This window comes from Ruegeria sp. HKCCA4633 (genome assembly GCF_013034605.1).
Classification (GTDB): domain Bacteria; phylum Pseudomonadota; class Alphaproteobacteria; order Rhodobacterales; family Rhodobacteraceae; genus Ruegeria.
On the sequence record NZ_WQGJ01000001.1, the window covers coordinates 392950 to 410093 of the forward strand.

Below are 17144 nucleotides of genomic sequence, written 5' to 3' on the forward strand. Positions count from 1 at the left end.
ATGTTCTCAGCCCTGTTCATTAGCCGGCCCAAGCTGGCGCTTGTCATCTCGCTTGTGCTGACCATCATGGGCGGCATTGGCTATTTGGTTCTTCCGGTGGCGCAGTTCCCGGATATCACTCCGCCCGTGGTCAACGTCTCTACCACTTACACCGGTGCAAATGCGGAAACCGTGGAAAACACTGTCGCCGCGCCCATTGAGGCACAGGTCAACGGTGTGGACGACATGATCTATATGACGTCCAGATCGTCTGATAACGGATCCTATTCGCTGGATGTCACCTTCGAGGTCGGCACCGACCCCGACATCGCATCGGTCAACGTGCAAAACCGGGTGGCGCAGGCAATGTCTTCGCTGCCAGCCGAAGTGACATCGTCGGGTGTGGTCACACAGAAATCATCGACCAACATGCTAATGCTGGTCACGTTGACGTCGCCCGATGGCACCTATGACAGCGTGTTCCTGTCCAACTACGCCTCGATCAATCTGCGAGACGCGCTGGCGCGTGTGCAGGGCGTTGGTAAGGCGGACGTTCTGACCAACCTGGAATACGCCATGCGGATCTGGATGGACCCGGACAAGATGGCCGCTCTGTCCATCACGCCGGGCGACGTGATCAATGCGATCCGCGAACAGAACATAGAAGTATCGGCGGGTTCGATCGGCGCCCCTCCGGTGCCCGAAGGGCAGACGTTTCAATACACGATCAAGTCCAAGGGTCGCCTCACATCCGCCGAAGAGTTCAGCGATATCGTAATCCGCACAGGTGAAGATGGCGCGATCGTGCGCGTGAAAGACATCGCCCGAACTGAACTTGGCGCGCAGTTCTATTCGGCCTCGGGCTATTTCCAGGCCGTTCCAGCTACTGTGATCGGTATCTATCAGGCACCCGGCGCGAATGCGCTGGCCGTGTCCGAGCGCGTGGAAGCAGAACTGGAACGCCTGTCCCGCTCCTTCCCGACGGACGTGGAATATGAAGTGCCCTTCAACACCACCGATTTTGTCGAGGCATCGCTGAGTGACGTGGTCTCGACCTTGATCCTGACCTTTATTCTGGTGATTTCGGTTGTGTTTGTGTTCCTGGGCAGTTGGCGCGCCACGATTATCCCGGCCGTCGCAATCCCGGTGTCTTTGATCGGGACCTTTGCATTCCTTTTGGCCTTCGGCATGTCGTTGAACACGATCTCTCTGTTTGCGCTGGTTCTGGCCATTGGAATCGTGGTGGATGACGCCATTGTCGTGGTCGAGAACGTAGAGCGCATCATCGCAGACGAAGGTCTGCCCCCTGCCGAGGCAACGCGTAAAGCGATGGGCCAAATCACCGGTCCAGTCATTGCAACCACACTGGTGTTGCTGGCCGTGTTTGTACCGGTAACTTTCATGCCTGGCATTTCGGGACGATTGTATTCACAGTTTGCTGTCACTATTTCGACCGCGGTTGTGATTTCGTCCATCAACGCCCTGACTTTGTCCCCTGCACTCTGTGGGCTGGTTTTGCGTGCGCGCTCGGGCCCGCCCAAGGGGCTGCTGGCTGTCTTCGAAGGTTTTATCGGCACAATGCGCAACGGCTATGTCGCCATTGTGCGCAAACTGCTGGTTTTTCCTGCCATTGCGCTGGCCATCGTGGTTGGACTTGGCATGGGTACAGGGACGATCATGTCGAACACCTCAGCCGGGTTCATTCCGCTTGAGGATAACGGCTATCTCTTTGTTGATGTCCAACTGCCCGACGCCGCCACGCTAGAACGGACCGAGGCCGTGACTGCACGCCTTGACGATCAATTGCGCGAAATCCCAGGTGTGGCCAGCACGGTTCTGGTCAATGGCTTTTCGCTGCTGAACGGCACGATCACCAATGGCGCTGCGATCTTCGTGAACCTCGACAACTGGAGCGAACGGCAAGAGGAAGACCTAAGCGCCGATGCGATCCTGGCCAAGGTCCTTGCCATCTCCAATGCCGAATCCGCGGCCTCGATCGTGGCCTTCAACCCACCGCCTATTCAGGGCTTGGGCATGTCGGCTGGTGTCGAGATGGAGGTACAGCAAACTGGCGGCGGCTCGCCTCAGGATCTGGCCTCAGCCGTGGGGTCCTTTGTCTATGCTGCGAACCAGCGGCCCGAGATTGGGCAGGCTTACACCACCTTCAGGGCCAACGTTCCACAGCTATTCGTGGATCTGGATCGTGAAAAAGCCAAAACGCTGGATGTGTCCGTCGCCGAGGTATTCCAGACGATGCAGGCACAGCTTGGATCGTATTATGTCAACGACTTCAACCTGTTCGGACGCGTCTATCGCGTCATGATACAGGCAGATGGGACCTATAGGGACAATGTCGATGATATTGCGAACCTTTATGTCCGCTCGCAAAAGGGCGATATGGTTCCGTTGGGCACACTGATTGACGTTGAAAACGTGTTGGGGCCGGTTCTGTTGAAGCGACATAACCTGTTTCGCTCGGCCACAGTGACGGCAGTGCCCGCACCAGGCCTTTCCAGTGGTGACGCTATCACAGTGATGACTGAGGAATCGGCCACCGCCCTGCCCCCTGGTTACACGTTCGAATGGACCGGTACGGCGCAGCAACAGCTGGCCTCAGGCAGTCTGGTGATCATTATCCTGGGCCTCGCAATCCTGTTCGGATACCTGTTCCTGGTGGGGCAGTACGAAAGTTGGACATTGCCGGTTTCGATCCTGTTATCTGTGGTCGTGGCCCTATTTGGGGCGGTTGCGGCTGTCGCTATCGTCGGCAGTGACATCAACCTTTATACGCAGATCGGTATGATTATGCTTGTTGGGCTGGCCTCAAAAAACGGTATTCTGATCGTTGAGTTTGCAATGGAGCAACGCGCCAATGGCCTGTCAATCAAAGAGGCTGCAACCGAGGCTGCGCATCAGCGGTTCCGCGCCGTGATGATGACCGCCCTGTCCTTCCTCTTGGGTGTTGTGCCCCTCTTGGCGGCGAACGGAGCCGGTGCTGCAAGCCAGAAAGCGATTGGCGTGGCGGTGTTCGGCGGCATGTTGGCGGCGACGCTGATTGGTGTGATCGTGGTTCCGGTGCTGTATGCCCTCATGCAAAGCATGAGGGAATGGCTGAAGGGCAGCAAAAACGATCCCGGCCCGACCGAGACTGCCACCTGATCCTCAAAAACCCCGCCTCAACGGCGGGGTTTTTTCTTAGGGTGATCTTGCGCGACGACGGCTGGTAACCTCGTGGATCACCTGTTTCGCATCGGCTGGAGGTTCCTGCTCGATTCTGCGATATTCTGATCCATCCCTGCGCCGTGTAAGCAGCCCGCAAGAAATCATCGTGCGCCGCAAGGTGGCCGGATCGTCAAAGGAATGTTCAGCGTTGAGGCACGCGTTAACCTCGGCCTCATGCAAGGATGCACCTGAGGGTAAAGCGGCCCAAACAGCCCAGAGTGCAAGGTTTTGCACCGAACGTTTCGAAGGCCAAAGCTGCAACCTGCCGTTTGAATCGAACAAACGCAGTGCGCGTTCCACTGCTCGCGCATTGGGTGGTGGTGGGTCCGAGCGCGCCTGTAATCGGCGACTGGCGGCGCTGTCGGCTCGCATATGTTGCACATTCTGATAACCGGCTGCGCGTGCCACCATGTTCATCAGTTTTAAGTGCGAAGGGCTGGCCCCTCCCAACTGGATGGCCAGGGTACGAACAAACGGGGTTAGATCATCCACATGCAAAGGTACTGGTGTCTTGCTCATCACACATCCATATCGGGCGTTCTGCGCATTCGTTGGCCGCTGACCTGACGAAGCAACGCCCTGAGTGTTGCGATGTCAATCCTGTCCTAAAGGCAGGTTTAGCGCTCTGAAACAGAGCAGCGGCGCCTCGGTGTCTGCCGACCGTGCCCGATGGCTAGCATAACAGCGGTCGATCGCCAAGGGGCATGCGCCCCTGTTACGCGGCGCGGCGCTCGGCCATCCAACCATCGATCCGCGCGATCTGTTCGTCGTTTAGCCGAAGCCCCAGCTTGTTGCGTCGCCAGACGACGTCTTCGGCGGTGCGCGCATATTCCTTGTCCATCAACCAAGTAACCTCTTGCGCGGTCAGGGTTGCGCCAAAATCTTCACCCAGGTCAGACGCTAGTTTAGCGCCAGCAATAACTGCGGACGCCTCGGTCCCATAGGCGCGGATCAACCGAGCTGCCCATGCTGCGTTCAGAAAAGGATACTCCGCCAGAAGTTTGCTTTTCAGGGCATCTACGGCATCCACCGGAAAGTCGCCGCCGGGCAAGGCAACTCCGGCAGTCCAGGGTTTGGGCAGGTCTGGAAAGAACTCAGCCACCTTTTCCAACGCGCTTTCTGCGAGCCTGCGATAGGTGGTGATCTTACCGCCAAATACGTTCAGGACCGGTGCCCCACCCTGAGCGTCAACTTTCAGCGTGTAGTCGCGCGTCGCTGCTGTCGCGCTGCTGGCCCCATCGTCATACAGCGGGCGCACGCCGGAATAGGTCCAGACAATATCGTCGCGGGTCACGGCGCGTTGGAAGTATTTCGAAGCGAAGGCGCATAGATACTCCTGCTCGGCCTCGGTACATACCGGCGCGGTGGACGGATCCGGATGATCCTGATCGGTTGTGCCAATCAGGGTGAAGTCCTGTTCATAGGGAATGGCAAAAATAATACGGCCATCTTCACCCTGAAAGAAATAGCACTTGTCGTGATCGTACAGCCTGGGCGTCACGATATGGCTGCCACGTACCAGCCTGACGCCCTCGCGCGAGTTCACGCGGATCTTCGTCTGTATGATGTCGCCGACCCACGGGCCACCGGCGTTGATCAGCATTTTGGCCTGAATTACACGGGTCTGATCGCTGTCACGATCCCGAACAGTTACCCTCCACAGATCGTCCACCCGCTCGGCCGAAATCACCTCGGTCCGCACCATGATCTGCGCACCACGCGCCTCAGCGTCGCGTGCATTCAGAACCACCAGGCGGGAATCCTCGATCCAACAATCGGAATACTCATAAGCCGTTTCGAATCTATCCTGTAGAGGGGTTCCTTCTGCGGCCGTGCGCAAGTTCAGCGACGTGGTTCCGGGCAGAATTTTGCGCCCGCCCAGATTATCGTAGAGGAACAACCCCAACCGGATCAGCCAAGCCGGACGCCGCCCGCGCATCCACGGCATAACTGTGCTAAGCAATCGCGATGTCGGTGTCTCGGAATCGAACCGCATATCCGCGTGGTAAGGCAATACAAAGCGCATCGGCCAGCTGATATGAGGCATGGCCCGCAGCAGGGTTTCACGTTCGATCAGTGCCTCGCGAACAAGCCGGATTTCAAAAAACTCCAGATATCGCAGCCCGCCATGAAACAGCTTAGTCGAAGCAGAAGACGTAGCAGACGCCAAATCGTTCATTTCCGCAAGCATAACGGACAGGCCCCGCCCAGCAGCGTCCCGTGCGATGCCACAGCCATTAATGCCGCCACCAATGATGAAAAGGTCTGTGATCTGATTATCCGTCGGCTGCATATCCCTTGATTCCTCGCAAGGCCTGATCAGGCGTATTAGCCAGAATACCATTCGTATGGTCAATATTTATGTTCGTTTATTTTCTTTTTGCAACGCTGATATGAAATTTTCACAGCCCTTCTTGCCAATTCCCTAGAAAAGAACAAAAACGAAAGAGCGCATTGCTTTGGATCTGCCCCATGTCTCTTTCGTTCCGCCAATCCGACATTCTGGACATCGCCAGCATTGAAGGGCGCGTCACGGTCGAAGGGTTGGCCGAGCGGTTTGGCGTCACCGTACAGACGATCCGGCGCGACCTGACGGAACTTGCGGATGCCGGGAAACTTGACCGGGTTCATGGCGGCGCGGTTCTACGCTCGGGCGTGTCCAATATCGGTTATGACGACCGGCGCGCGCTGAATGCGGATGCCAAAACCCGCATCGCGCAGACCTGCGCCTCTGATATTCCGGATGGTGCCTCAATCTTCATGAATATCGGCACCTCAACCGAGGCCGTAGCACGGCAATTGCTGAGCCATAAGAATCTGATGGTCGTGACCAATAACATGAACGTCGCCAACATCCTGATTGAAAACCCCGACTGCGAGATCGTCGTGGCGGGCGGCGTCTTGCGACGTTCGGATGGCGGGCTGATCGGCAATCTGACTGTTTCGACGATACAGCAGTTCAAGTTTGACCTGGCCGTCATCGGATGCTCGGCACTGGATCGAGACGGAGATCTGTTGGATTTCGACTTCCAAGAGGTTCAGGTCAGCCAAACGATCATCGCACAAGCCCGGCGTACCTTTCTGGTGGCAGATCATTCAAAGTTTCAACGTTCAGCCCCTGCGCGGATCACATCGATGTCCGAAATCGACAGGATTTACACAGACGTTCATCTGCCGGGTGATCTGCCGCAACACTGTCGGGAATGGCAAACAGAGGTCGTTCTCTGCGCGCAGTAGCTTTCACGCTTCAACGTTTGGGTGAATTGCGCAGCTTGTCAGATGCCGATCGACCTGACACTATTCACTGTAATTACAATGTGCACGGGAAGGAAGGACCGGGCCATGATTGCGTTATTGTTTCTGCTGTTTACCGTCACAATGGGGCTCAACTATTTCAACCTGACGAAGACCGGGGGTTTGCTGTTTTTCGCCACGTTGGCGCTCAGCATCTATTGGTTGAAATTCCACGCCACCAGCCAATTGACCATTCAACTGTAAAGGGACCGTTATGACACCTGAACTGTCCCGAACCCTCAATGCGATCGGAATGCTTGCTGTCAGCCTCGTTCTGGTTCTGGCATATGTTTACCAATTTGCGCTCTATGAACTGCCCTGCCCGCTTTGCCTGTTGCAGCGGGTCGGTTTTGTGGCCGTGGGGGTTGGGCTTGGCCTGAACCTGCTATACGGCGCAAGACCCCACCATTATGCGATTGTTCTGATCGCTGCGCTGTATGGGGTCTCGGTTTCGATCCGTCAGATCCTGCTGCATATCGTACCCGGAACAGGCCATTACGGATCACCGGTTCTGGGGCTTCACTATTACACATGGGCAGCAATCGCCTTCTTCCTCGTCTTGCTGGGCACGGCAGTCATGCTGTTGTTTGAGCGTCAGTACGACCACGACGCGTCTGCAGAGCCGAAATTTGGAGGCAACAAACTGGCCAAAACTGCCTTTTTCGTCATGCTGGCGCTGGCTGTGCTGAATGCCGGGTCAACCCTTCTGGAATGCGGCCCCGGCATCTGCGCTGACCCGCCTACAAGCTACAAATTGATTGACGAACTGGACGCGGACGACGGAGGATAAGACAACCTTCGCCCGAAGAGGAGGCACGAGCATGGGACTATTGGGGCAGCCGTTAGGCTATTACGACTATCTGACATTTGTTGCGCTGATCCTGCTTCTTGCAGCGGTGATGGGTGTGTTTCTGTTTCTCATGGGGCTTCCGGGGCGGATCGCTATCAAGCGCAATCACCCGCATGCCGAAGCCGTCAAGATCATGGGATGGATGGGGTTTTTGGCCGTGGTTCCATGGGTTCACGCCTTTATGTGGGCGTTCCATGATGGCGTTACAGTGGACATTCGCCGGGGCCCGGATGAAGAGAAAGACGCCATTCGCGACGAAATCAAACGTCTGGGCGGCAAGGTCAGACCTGAGTATAAGGATCGTCTGGAGACAGACAACACGCAGAAAAGCTAAGGCCGAAGGAAAGAAATACCTATGTTCGTTGCCCTCGGCATCACGCTTTTTTACATCATTTTTGTCTGGCTCATCTTCTTCAAGCTGGAACTTCTGAAATTCAATATTGCCTGGGGCATCGTCTCGTTCTGGGTGGGCGCGCATCTGCTGCTGATCTTTCTGGTGGCGCTTCGGTTTTTTCAGCCCTTCTCGGCAGACAGCCACGTGGTGCGTTCGACCATACAGATCGTGCCCAAACTGACGCAGCCAACAATATTGACCGAGGTACTGGTCGAGCCGAACACTCAAGTCACAAAAGGCGATCCGCTTTATCGCTTTGATGACACGGTGTTTTCTCTGGCGGTGGACAATGCAAAGGCCCAACTGGTCGCGGCCGAGCAGAATGCCAAAATCCTGGAACAGGATGTGATCGCGTCGACCGAAGCTGTGGAACGCGCAAACGCGCAACTAGCCTATGCGCAGACCCAACAAGCCCGCTATGAGAACCTGGTGCCCGCTGGCGGAGCGCGGCAAGACGATCTGGACCGTTGGAACGAGCAGGTGACCGAAGATCTGGCTGCCGTCAAACAAGCGCAGGCCAATCTGGAAAAGGCACAACTGGCTGTGGAATCGCAGATTGACGGCGTGAACACGGGTATTCTTCAGGCTCAGGCCCAATTGGCCGAGGCCGAGTACTTTCTGGAAAACACCACCATCTATGCGCCTGAAAACGGGATGATCGTGTCACAGCAGGCACGTCCCGGTCTGGTTGTCGGCGACGTCCGATTGGGCGCAATCGCGAGCTTCGTGACCGAAGGCAACCCCTATATCCTTGCCACCTTCCGTCAACAGAACCTGAAATTTGTCGAACCAGGACAAGAAGTTGAAGTAGCGCTGGACCTCTATCCCGGTGAAATCCTGACAGGCAAGGTCGAGGCGATCTGGTGGGCCACCCGGCAAGGGCAACTCATCCCGTCGGGCCGCCTGCCCGGTTTTGAACTGCCCAAACTGCCCGGTCGGATTGCCGTACAGATCACGGTCGACTTGCCTGAAGGCCACACTTTCCCTGCTGGTGGCCATGCGGCCGTAGCGATCTATACCGGTATGGGCAAAAGCTTTGAGTTCCTGAGGCGCATCAATATCCGCCTCTATTCCTTCGCCAACTTCATCCGCCCGCTGGATATCTGAGGATGCGCGCCATGACACTCCGCCGGTTGCTGGGAACTGCCCTTTGCGCTGCTAGTCTGGTGGCTTGTGCGCCAGTGGGGCCGGATTTCGTGCGCCCGAACTCTCCGGTCGTGAAGCAATGGATCGAGGTGAACACCCCCAGCACCGGCCAAAGCGGCCTGACATCGCGCAGCGCGCCCGTGGTGAAATGGTGGGAGACGTTCAATGACCCCACCCTCAACAAGCTGATTGCGGAAGCTTATGCGCAAAACCTGACCCTTCAGGTTGCGGGTGCACGTGTGTTGCAGGCCCGTGCACAGTTGGGCATCGCATTTGGTGAGCTTTACCCGCAATCCCAGGCCATTGGCGGGTCGTTGCAGCGCCGACAAATCAGCGACAATCTTGGACCCATCGCTGATATCAACCGCATCATTCCGCTGGATACGGAATTTTCGACTTCGCAAGTCGGTTTCGATGCCCAATGGGAGCTGGACGTCTGGGGCGCGCAGCGGCGCGGGGTGCAGGCCGCGCGGTCCAACCTGGCACTTCAGGTGGCCAATTACGACGACGCTTTGGTGACACTGACCGGGGATGTGGCGGCCTTGTACGTCAATATTCGTGCGTTACAGGAGTCGCTTGCGGTCGCCCGCGAAAACATCAAGTTGCAGCAGGAATCTGCAGATCTGACCCAATTGCGTTTCAACAACGGTGTCACCACCGAGTTGGACGTGCAGGAGTCTACCGCCCTTCTCAACAACACCAAAGCTTTGGTGCCCGAGCTGGAAAGTGACCTGCAACAAACCAAGAATGCCCTGGCCGTGCTGCTGGGTGTCACGCCGTCCCGGATGACCAGCCTGTTGGGGAACTCGGGCCGCATCCCGTCCGCGCGGACAAATGTGGCTGTGGGTGTACCCGCCGAACTGCTGCGCCGCCGCCCGGATGTGCGGGCCGCGGAGCTGGCCGCAGCAACGCAATCGGCGCAGGTGGGCATCGCGATGGCGGATCTGTATCCGCAATTCGTGCTGTCCGGCTCGATTGGCCTACAGGCTTCGGGCGGGCGCGACCTGTTCAGTGGCAACAGCACCACCGGTCTGGCCAGCGCCGGTGTGGTCTGGAACGTGCTGAACTATGGCCGCATCAAGAACAATGTCCGCGCGCAGGATGCCGCCTATCAGGCGCTGATCGCCAATTACCAGAACACCGTGCTGACTGCGTATTCCGAGGTTGAAAGCGCAATGGTCGCTTATGCGCAGGCACGCAAACAGGTTGGGTTCTATCAGCAAAGCGTCGACGCTTCGCGCAAGGCGGCTGAGATTGCAGTCAGCCAGTACACGGACGGCATTGCCAGCTATTCGCGCATTCTGAACACGCAAACCGCGCTGCTACGCTCACAAGCCAATCTAATCGAAGCGCGTCAGCAAGTGTCCAGCAATCTGGTCGCGGTTTACAAAGGTTTAGGCGGCGGTTGGCAGATCCGTCAAAATCAGGAGTTTCTGCCCGAGACCGTCTTGGCCGAAATGGCCTATCGTACCGACTGGGGGGATCTGCTGCAGAAAACCCCAACCGGTGCCAGCCTGAACTGAACCTACTTTGTCAGACCGCGCAGCCCGCCTGAGATCAGGATATTGACCTCATAAAGGATACGCGGCGCGGCCAACCCGCCGGGGCTGGCCAGATAATTCGGGCTCCATTCCGGGTCGAACTTCTGCTTGAAGCTGCGCAAGCCTTCGAAATGATAAAACTGTTCGCCGTGCTCATAAACGAACCCTCCGATCCGGTTCCAGAGCGAGGCATGTTGCCGGTTTTCTATGCCTGAAAACGGCGCAGCCCCCAGCGAGAACCAGTGAAAACCCTGCTCTGCACCCCAAACCATCATCTCGGCAAACAGCGCATCCATCACAAAGCTGGGGCTGTCCGGCTCATACCGCATCAGGTCCAGCGACAGTTCGGATTTGTTGCCGCCTTGGAATAGGTTGGCGAACGCCTTGATCTTGCCTGTGTTTCCATCGCGCAATACCGCGTGGTCGAAATAAGACAGGTACTGATCGTCAAAGCCCCCAAGCGCAAATCCTTTTTCGGCGCCGGCCTTTTGCTCGAGCCAATGATCTGAAATCTCGCGCAATTCTGGCAAGACAGGTACCAGGTTTTCCTTTGGGATAATCTCGAACACATAGCCTTCCCGCTCGGCCCTGTTCTTGGCCTGCCGGAACCGTTTGCGCGACTTTCCGTCCAGCGAGAAATCTTGCAGCGGCACCCGCGCGACCTCACCAATTTTCAGGATCGACAGGCCCAAATCCAAAAAGGTCGGCAGGTATTTGGTCGAGACACTATAGAACGCGCACAGCTTTCCTTCACGGTCCGCCATTTCCCGAAGCTGCCAGATCAATTGGCGGCCAGCGGCCTCATCCCCCACCGGTTCGCCTTTTGAGATGACCGCGTTGCCGGTATCGGCGTAAGCGATGAAGGCCGTTTCATCCGGTGAGATCAGGAATTGCTTGTCACCGGTCAACGAGATCTGGGATTCAGTATCATCACTCTCCATCACCAGACGCTCGACGACCTCGGGAATTTCGGTGCGTTGCGGTGTCGGGATCTCACGCCCAAACAATGAGTTCACAGCGACCACGCCAACGATCACGGCAACAACGAGGCTCGAGCGTAAAAAGCGAGAGGCGTCGCCATTCCATGCAAACTCCCACCACAAAGCGTTTTGGTATTCCACATGGGAATACGCGAACAGCCCGATCCAGAAGATCACGGCAAGCAGCACCACGACACTGATCAGCCATGGGATGTTCAGGCGGAAAATTGATGCCCCACTGACCCGGTAAAACGCGCCACGGAACAAGGCCAAAACGCCTATCGTTCCCAACATCGACACCGCTTCGTGCATGTCCAAGCCCTTGGCAAGCGAGGCAAAGAATCCTGCCACCATCAGCAACATCGCAACTATCCAAGCGCGGTAGAGCTTGCGGAACAATCCGCGTGACACCAGCAAAAGCAGAACTCCGATGGCGCTTCCTACCAGATGCGAGGCTTCGACAAAGGACAGCGGCAAAACGTCTTTCAAAACACCAAGGTTCTGTGAACCGGCAGGCAACGCCCCTGACACCAGCAGGATCACCCCGGCCACCGCTGCGACTCCGGCGGCAACAATGGGCACCATGGGGCGGATGGCCCGGTATACCCAGGTCGCGGCCCCACTTATCCTTTGGCGTTGCGTCAGCGCCGACGCTACCGCAATTGACAGGCTCGCAACAACAAACGGGACAAACGTGTAAACCACACGATAGAGCAGCAGCGCGGCAATAACATCCGACCGCCCCGATGCACCCAGCCCCGCGATCAGCGTAGCCTCGAACACGCCAATCCCGCCCGGAGCGTGGCTGAGGATGCCCACAGCAATGGCCGCGATATAGATTGTGAAGAAGTACGGATAGCCAACCCCCAGATCGTCCGGCATCAGAACATAGAGCACCATGGACGCGCCAAACAGATCGCCGATCGCGGCCAGCGTCAGAAGGCTGGCAAGCTTTCCACCCGGCAAATCGAAACCAACGCCTGCGAAGGACAACCGCCTGCCCCCGCGCGACAGCCAAATAAACAGGACGACCAATGCCCCCAGCAGCGACAGCCCGATGGCTGTTTCCACCGTCGGGCTGACCGGCACCACCTTGGATATGCCGTCAGGATGCAGGGTCAACAGCAGGCCCAGTATCAACACCAGCCCCATCCAGAACGCCACCCAAGAGGTCGCGATTACTCCGGCCACACGTCCCAGATCCAGCCCCAGCGACGCATAAATCCGGTACCGGATCGCAGTACCGGTGATGTAGGAAAAGCCAAGGCAATTTGATACGGCGTAACCACTTGCCCCTGCCATTCCAGCCACAGGCAAGGGCACTTTGCCCTCTGCCACGCTTTGCACCGCAAAAACATCATAGAGCGACAGAGAAAGAAAGCTGAACGCCGTCCAGCAAAGCGCGAATAGCATCAGCTTCCATGACGTTCCAGCGATATCGGTCTGCACATCCGACCATTTCACATGCGCCGACAGATCGTGCAAAACAGTCAGGGCGATTGCGGTGATCACAACGGGTATTGCGATGCGCAGCCAAGGCTTTTCCAGCATCGCCGTCATACGTTCCGCCCAATGCACAGCCAGAGGTTCGTCAGTTTTCTGCGAAGTGGTCATCCTGCACGTCCCTGCCTGTTTGCCGCGCCAGACAGTCTGCTGAATATTCAGACATCATCTGCCCTAAAACTCTGACACAAATTGTTTTCATCTCAAAGTGCTAGAGCCGCCCCTTGCGCGTGGACAGCAGCAAATTCGTCTCGGATCGCGTGATACCGTCAAAGCGGCGGATTTGAAACAGGACCTCATCCAGCTCGGCCAAGGTTTCGGTACTGATTTCTGCGATCAGATCCCAGCTGCCATTGGTCGAATGTATTGCTGTCACCTGCCGCAAGGCTGCTATCCGCGCCATGACGCGTTCTGTCCCGCGCCCTTCAATCTCAAGCATCATCAAACCGCGTACCGGGCTTTGCGCCAGATCCCTGCGAGTCAGGACAGTGAAACCGACGATTTCTCCGGATTGTTTCAGGCGCTGCAACCGACTGCGCACCGTGGTGCGCGTTACACCCAGGGTTTCCGAAAGCTCGGACAGACTGGCACGCGCATCACGTTGCAACGCATTGAGCAGTCTATTATCCAAATCGTCCATATCTTTTTCCCGTTAAGGATTTTCTCGACCCATTTTGAGCAATTTGCTGCCTTCACGCAAGACACTCTGCCAGCCTAAATGGACACATGGACATGAAGAAAATAATTCTCATCGGCGCGCCAATGGACGCTGGAAAACGTCGTCAGGGATGCCGGATGGGTCCGGACGCTTATCGTGTGGCCGGGCTGCAAGAAGCTTTGACCGATCTTGGCCATTCTGTTCAGGACCAGGGCGACGTGACCCCCGAAGAAACTGGCATGCCCGAACACCCGCATCTTTTTGCCCTGCCGGAATGTGTCGGCTGGACTCGGGCTCTTAGCCAAGCTGCACAAGCGGCCGCTGGTCGGGGCGTGCCCATCTTTATGGGCGGTGATCACGCGCTGTCCATGGGCACTGTCGCGGGCATGGCAGCCTACGCCGATCAGGTGGATCGGCCTTTGTTTGTGTTGTGGTTGGACGCGCATAGCGACTTTCACACACCGGACAGCACAGGCAGCGGCAACCTGCACGGAACGCCCGTGGCATATTTTGCTGGAAGACCGGGTTTTGACGCTTTCCCGCCCTTGCCTGCGGTGGTCCCGACGGATCGCGTTGGCATGATCGGCCTACGCTCTGTCGACCCGGCTGAGCGGCTGGCGTTGGAGCAGAATCACGCGATGTTGGCCGACATGCGCAGCATCGACGAACACGGGATCAAGGCCCCTTTGATGGCCTTTCTGGACCGTGTGCGCGCAGAAAACGCTCTGCTGCACGTGTCGCTGGATGTCGACTTCCTCGATCCCGCTATAGCTCCAGCCGTAGGTACAACGGTTCCAGGCGGAGCGACCGAGCGCGAAGCCCATCTGGCGATGGAGCTGCTACATGAGAGCGGGCTGGTCAGTTCGCTGGATCTTGTTGAATTGAACCCGTTTCTGGATGAACGCGGTCGCACCGCCAAACTTATGGTCGATCTGGCCGCCTCACTTATGGGCCGCCGCATCTTTGACCGCCCCACCCGGAGTTTCTGATGACCCAACCTTCTGACAAGGCCCTCGTGCCGTTTGTATCCGTCGACAACATGATGCGATTGGTTCATCACATCGGCGTCGAACAGATGATCACGCAGATCGCCGCACAGATCGAAGCCGATTTCAAACGTTGGGAGAGCTTCGACAAAACCCCACGCATTCCGGCGCATTCACCGCATGGTGTGATCGAGCTGATGCCAACCTCGGATGGTGAGGCCTACGGCTTCAAATACGTGAACGGCCATCCCAAAAATACTTCGGAAGGTTTGCAAACGGTCACGGCCTTTGGTCTGTTGGCGGATGTTTATACCGGCTATCCAACACTGCTGACCGAAATGACGCTGCTGACCGCACTGCGCACAGCGGCAACCTCGGCACTGGTCGGGCGCTATCTCGCCCCGACAAACGCAACCACCATGGCAATGATCGGCAACGGCGCGCAGTCTGAATTCCAGTGTCTGGCATTTAAGGCAATGTGCGGCATCAGTACAGTCCGGCTCTACGACACTGACCCTAACGCAACCGCAAAATGTTCGAAAAACCTGCGGGGCAAGGGTTTGACTGTTGTTCCCTGCACGACGCCAGAGGAGGCCATCGAAGGTGCCCAGATCGTCACCACCTGCACGGCAGACAAAAAATACGCAACCATCCTGACCGACAACATGGTTGGCCCCGGTGTTCACATCAATGCCATCGGTGGCGACTGTCCGGGCAAAACAGAACTGCACCGCGATATCCTGCTCCGCTCGGACATTTTCGTTGAATACCCGGAACAGACCCGTATCGAAGGAGAAATTCAGGCGCTGGACGAGGATCATCCGGTGACCGAGATGTGGCAGGTCATCAACGGTACCGCCAAAGGGCGCGTAGATGATCGCCAGATTACGTTGTTCGACAGCGTAGGTTTCGCGATCGAAGATTTCTCGGCCCTGCGCTATGTGAAACAAGCGATTGAAGGCACAGGTTTCTTTGAGCCTTTGGACATGCTGGCCGATCCGGATGATCCGCGCGATCTGTTCGGAATGCTGATGCGAGCCGGGTAAAACGCAGTCATGGGGGCTCTGCCCCCGCCGCGCTGCGCGCGCCTCCCCCGAGGTATTTTCGGCCAGATGAAGATCGGATCCCTTGCTTCATCTGGCCCAAAAATACCTCGGAGCGCGAGGCAGAGCCTCGCTCCCCTGCTAACCCGCAAGCGACGGCAGGTAGAGAACAATCCCCGGGAATGCCACAAGCAATGCGATGGTCATCGCATCGGCGATGAAAAACGGCGTCACGCCTTTAAACACATCCTGAACGCTCAGGTCCGGGCGCACCCCGGCCACGACAAAGCAGTTCAGCCCAATGGGCGGCGTGATCAGGCAGAACTCGGCCATCTTGACCACCAAAATACCAAACCAGATGGCGCACATCGGGCCGGACATGCCAAAGGCGCTGTCGGCTGCGCTCACAGTTTCACCTCCGTTCAGCGCCATGACCGCTGGATAGACGACGGGCAATGTCAGCAACAGCATCCCGATTGCATCCATGAACATGCCCAGCACCGCATAGGCCAGAAGGATGCAGATCAGGATCATCATCGGGGACATCTCAAGCCCGGTAATCCAGTCGGAAAACGCACCAGGAAGGTCTGCGAAGCCAAGAAACCGCACATAGATCAGAACGCCCCAGATGATCGAGAAGATCATGGCCGTCAGCTTGGCCGTTTCCAAAAGCGCGGATTTGAATTCCTTCCAGCGCATTCCATGAAACAGGGCGAAACAGAACACAATGAAGGCCCCGATTGCGCCGCCTTCCGTAGGGGTGCCCCAGGCTTTGTCTCCGAACGGGTTGTAGACAAAGCAAATGATGATCAGGATCACGGCCACAATCGGAATGGCGCCTGGTAAAGCGGAAAAACGCTCTTTCCAGGTGAAGCCAGTAACAGGTGGACCGACGGTTTTGAAGATCACTGCAATCCCGACAATCAGCAGGCCATAGATGATTGCAGAGAACGCACCCGGTATGAATCCGGCCAGCAGCAGCTTGCCGACATCCTGCTCGACGATGATGGCGTAGATCACCAGAATGGCCGAGGGTGGGATAAGCGAGGCCAGTGTTCCACCCGCAGCGACAACACCCGCTGCAAAGCGTTTGTTATACCCCACCTTCAACATCTCAGGGATAGCAATGCGAGCAAAGACGGCAGATGTGGCAACCGATGCCCCGGATACGGCAGCAAAACCGGCGGTGGCGAAAATTGTGGACACGGCGAGCCCACCCGGAACCCAGGCCACCCAGCGTTTGGCGGCTTCGAATAATGCGCGCGTCAGGCCAGCATAGTAGGCCAGATAGCCAATCAGGATAAAGGTCGGGATCAGGCTGAGCGTATGAGCTGCAACCTTAGAATGCGGAACCTGCCCCGCGGTCTTGACCGCAACCGTCAAGGCTTTGCCCAACCGGTCCGGGTCATAGCCAAACTTGGCCCAGAATATCCAGACCAGCCCAACCAATCCCGCCAGCCCTGCTGCGAAAGCCACTCGCATGCCGGCAACGACCAGAACCAGCAGACCGCCTGTGACCCAAAGGCCAATATCAATCGTGTCCATGTT

At 57.1% G+C, this 17144-nt stretch carries 14 protein-coding genes; 9 read left to right on the plus strand and 5 right to left on the minus strand.

What is annotated here, in order from left to right; translation table 11 throughout:
• Window positions 1-3138 (plus strand): efflux RND transporter permease subunit, encoded by a 3138-nt coding sequence (locus GOV85_RS01970; protein ID WP_171174498.1) that lies wholly within the window; start codon window positions 1-3, stop codon window positions 3136-3138.
• 36 nt (window positions 3139-3174) lie between these two features.
• Here GOV85_RS01970 and GOV85_RS01975 read toward each other — a convergent pair whose 3' ends face one another.
• Both GOV85_RS01975 and glpD read right to left on the minus strand, forming a co-directional pair.
• Window positions 3175-3720 (minus strand): DUF2087 domain-containing protein, encoded by a 546-nt coding sequence (locus GOV85_RS01975; RefSeq protein WP_171174499.1) that lies wholly within the window; start codon window positions 3718-3720, stop codon window positions 3175-3177.
• Window positions 3721-3916: 196 nt separating this feature from the next.
• Window positions 3917-5494: a glycerol-3-phosphate dehydrogenase gene (gene glpD / locus GOV85_RS01980; protein WP_171174502.1), complete on the minus strand. Its 1578-nt coding sequence runs from the start codon at window positions 5492-5494 to the stop codon at window positions 3917-3919.
• A gap of 179 nt (window positions 5495-5673) precedes the next feature.
• Here glpD and GOV85_RS01985 point away from each other — a divergent pair, with 179 nt between their 5' ends.
• The 6 genes from GOV85_RS01985 (at window position 5674) to GOV85_RS02010 (ending at window position 10408) form a co-directional block, all read left to right on the plus strand.
• Window positions 5674-6438, plus strand: coding sequence for a DeoR/GlpR family DNA-binding transcription regulator (locus GOV85_RS01985; protein ID WP_171174504.1), 765 nt, complete (start codon window positions 5674-5676; stop codon window positions 6436-6438).
• A gap of 105 nt (window positions 6439-6543) precedes the next feature.
• Window positions 6544-6699 carry a DUF5993 family protein gene (locus GOV85_RS01990; RefSeq protein ID WP_171174506.1) on the plus strand — a complete coding sequence of 52 codons (156 nt, stop codon included), beginning with the start codon at window positions 6544-6546 and terminating at the stop codon, window positions 6697-6699.
• Between the two features lie 10 nt (window positions 6700-6709).
• Window positions 6710-7285 (plus strand): disulfide bond formation protein B, encoded by a 576-nt coding sequence (locus tag GOV85_RS01995; protein WP_171174507.1) that lies wholly within the window; start codon window positions 6710-6712, stop codon window positions 7283-7285.
• 31 nt (window positions 7286-7316) lie between these two features.
• Window positions 7317-7679, plus strand: coding sequence for a DUF3302 domain-containing protein (locus tag GOV85_RS02000; RefSeq protein WP_171174509.1), 363 nt, complete (start codon window positions 7317-7319; stop codon window positions 7677-7679).
• Window positions 7680-7700: 21 nt separating this feature from the next.
• Window positions 7701-8846 carry an HlyD family secretion protein gene (locus tag GOV85_RS02005; RefSeq protein WP_171174511.1) on the plus strand — a complete coding sequence of 382 codons (1146 nt, stop codon included), beginning with the start codon at window positions 7701-7703 and terminating at the stop codon, window positions 8844-8846.
• Window positions 8847-8857: 11 nt separating this feature from the next.
• Window positions 8858-10408, plus strand: a complete 1551-nt coding sequence (locus GOV85_RS02010) for an efflux transporter outer membrane subunit (RefSeq protein ID WP_245223146.1) — start codon at window positions 8858-8860, stop codon at window positions 10406-10408.
• Window positions 10409-10410: 2 nt separating this feature from the next.
• On the opposite strand, the gene mprF is transcribed toward GOV85_RS02010, so the two are convergent.
• On the minus strand, window positions 10411-13020 hold the full coding sequence (gene mprF, locus GOV85_RS02015; RefSeq protein ID WP_171174515.1) for a bifunctional lysylphosphatidylglycerol flippase/synthetase MprF: 2610 nt from the start codon (window positions 13018-13020) through the stop codon (window positions 10411-10413).
• A gap of 100 nt (window positions 13021-13120) precedes the next feature.
• The gene (locus GOV85_RS02020; RefSeq protein ID WP_171174517.1) at window positions 13121-13549 is read right to left on the minus strand and encodes an Lrp/AsnC family transcriptional regulator; all 429 of its coding nucleotides are present in this window, start codon (window positions 13547-13549) and stop codon (window positions 13121-13123) included.
• Between the two features lie 86 nt (window positions 13550-13635).
• Here GOV85_RS02020 and rocF point away from each other — a divergent pair, with 86 nt between their 5' ends.
• Together rocF and GOV85_RS02030 are read left to right on the plus strand one after the other, a co-directional pair.
• Window positions 13636-14556: an arginase gene (gene rocF, locus GOV85_RS02025; RefSeq protein ID WP_171174519.1), complete on the plus strand. Its 921-nt coding sequence runs from the start codon at window positions 13636-13638 to the stop codon at window positions 14554-14556.
• Complete coding sequence (locus GOV85_RS02030; RefSeq protein WP_171174521.1) at window positions 14556-15599, plus strand: ornithine cyclodeaminase; 1044 nt, start codon at window positions 14556-14558, stop codon at window positions 15597-15599. Before rocF ends, GOV85_RS02030 begins: the two co-directional genes overlap by 1 nt.
• A 138-nt stretch (window positions 15600-15737) precedes the next feature.
• Here GOV85_RS02030 and GOV85_RS02035 read toward each other — a convergent pair whose 3' ends face one another.
• Window positions 15738-17141 carry a TRAP transporter large permease gene (locus GOV85_RS02035; protein WP_171174523.1) on the minus strand — a complete coding sequence of 468 codons (1404 nt, stop codon included), beginning with the start codon at window positions 17139-17141 and terminating at the stop codon, window positions 15738-15740.
• Window positions 17142-17144 lie beyond the last annotated feature (3 nt).

Bases quoted from the DNA above. Each gene is read 5' to 3' on its own strand.
- GOV85_RS01970 (WP_171174498.1), top strand. From the start codon at position 1: ATGTTCTCAGCCCTGTTCATTAGCCGGCCCAAGCTGGCGCTTGTCATC.
- GOV85_RS01975 (WP_171174499.1), bottom strand. From the start codon at position 3,720: ATGAGCAAGACACCAGTACCTTTGCATGTGGATGATCTAACCCCGTTT.
- glpD (WP_171174502.1), bottom strand. From the start codon at position 5,494: ATGCAGCCGACGGATAATCAGATCACAGACCTTTTCATCATTGGTGGC.
- GOV85_RS01985 (WP_171174504.1), top strand. From the start codon at position 5,674: ATGTCTCTTTCGTTCCGCCAATCCGACATTCTGGACATCGCCAGCATT.
- GOV85_RS01990 (WP_171174506.1), top strand. From the start codon at position 6,544: ATGATTGCGTTATTGTTTCTGCTGTTTACCGTCACAATGGGGCTCAAC.
- GOV85_RS01995 (WP_171174507.1), top strand. From the start codon at position 6,710: ATGACACCTGAACTGTCCCGAACCCTCAATGCGATCGGAATGCTTGCT.
- GOV85_RS02000 (WP_171174509.1), top strand. From the start codon at position 7,317: ATGGGACTATTGGGGCAGCCGTTAGGCTATTACGACTATCTGACATTT.
- GOV85_RS02005 (WP_171174511.1), top strand. From the start codon at position 7,701: ATGTTCGTTGCCCTCGGCATCACGCTTTTTTACATCATTTTTGTCTGG.
- GOV85_RS02010 (WP_245223146.1), top strand. From the start codon at position 8,858: ATGACACTCCGCCGGTTGCTGGGAACTGCCCTTTGCGCTGCTAGTCTG.
- mprF (WP_171174515.1), bottom strand. From the start codon at position 13,020: ATGACCACTTCGCAGAAAACTGACGAACCTCTGGCTGTGCATTGGGCG.
- GOV85_RS02020 (WP_171174517.1), bottom strand. From the start codon at position 13,549: ATGGACGATTTGGATAATAGACTGCTCAATGCGTTGCAACGTGATGCG.
- rocF (WP_171174519.1), top strand. From the start codon at position 13,636: ATGGACATGAAGAAAATAATTCTCATCGGCGCGCCAATGGACGCTGGA.
- GOV85_RS02030 (WP_171174521.1), top strand. From the start codon at position 14,556: ATGACCCAACCTTCTGACAAGGCCCTCGTGCCGTTTGTATCCGTCGAC.
- GOV85_RS02035 (WP_171174523.1), bottom strand. From the start codon at position 17,141: ATGGACACGATTGATATTGGCCTTTGGGTCACAGGCGGTCTGCTGGTT.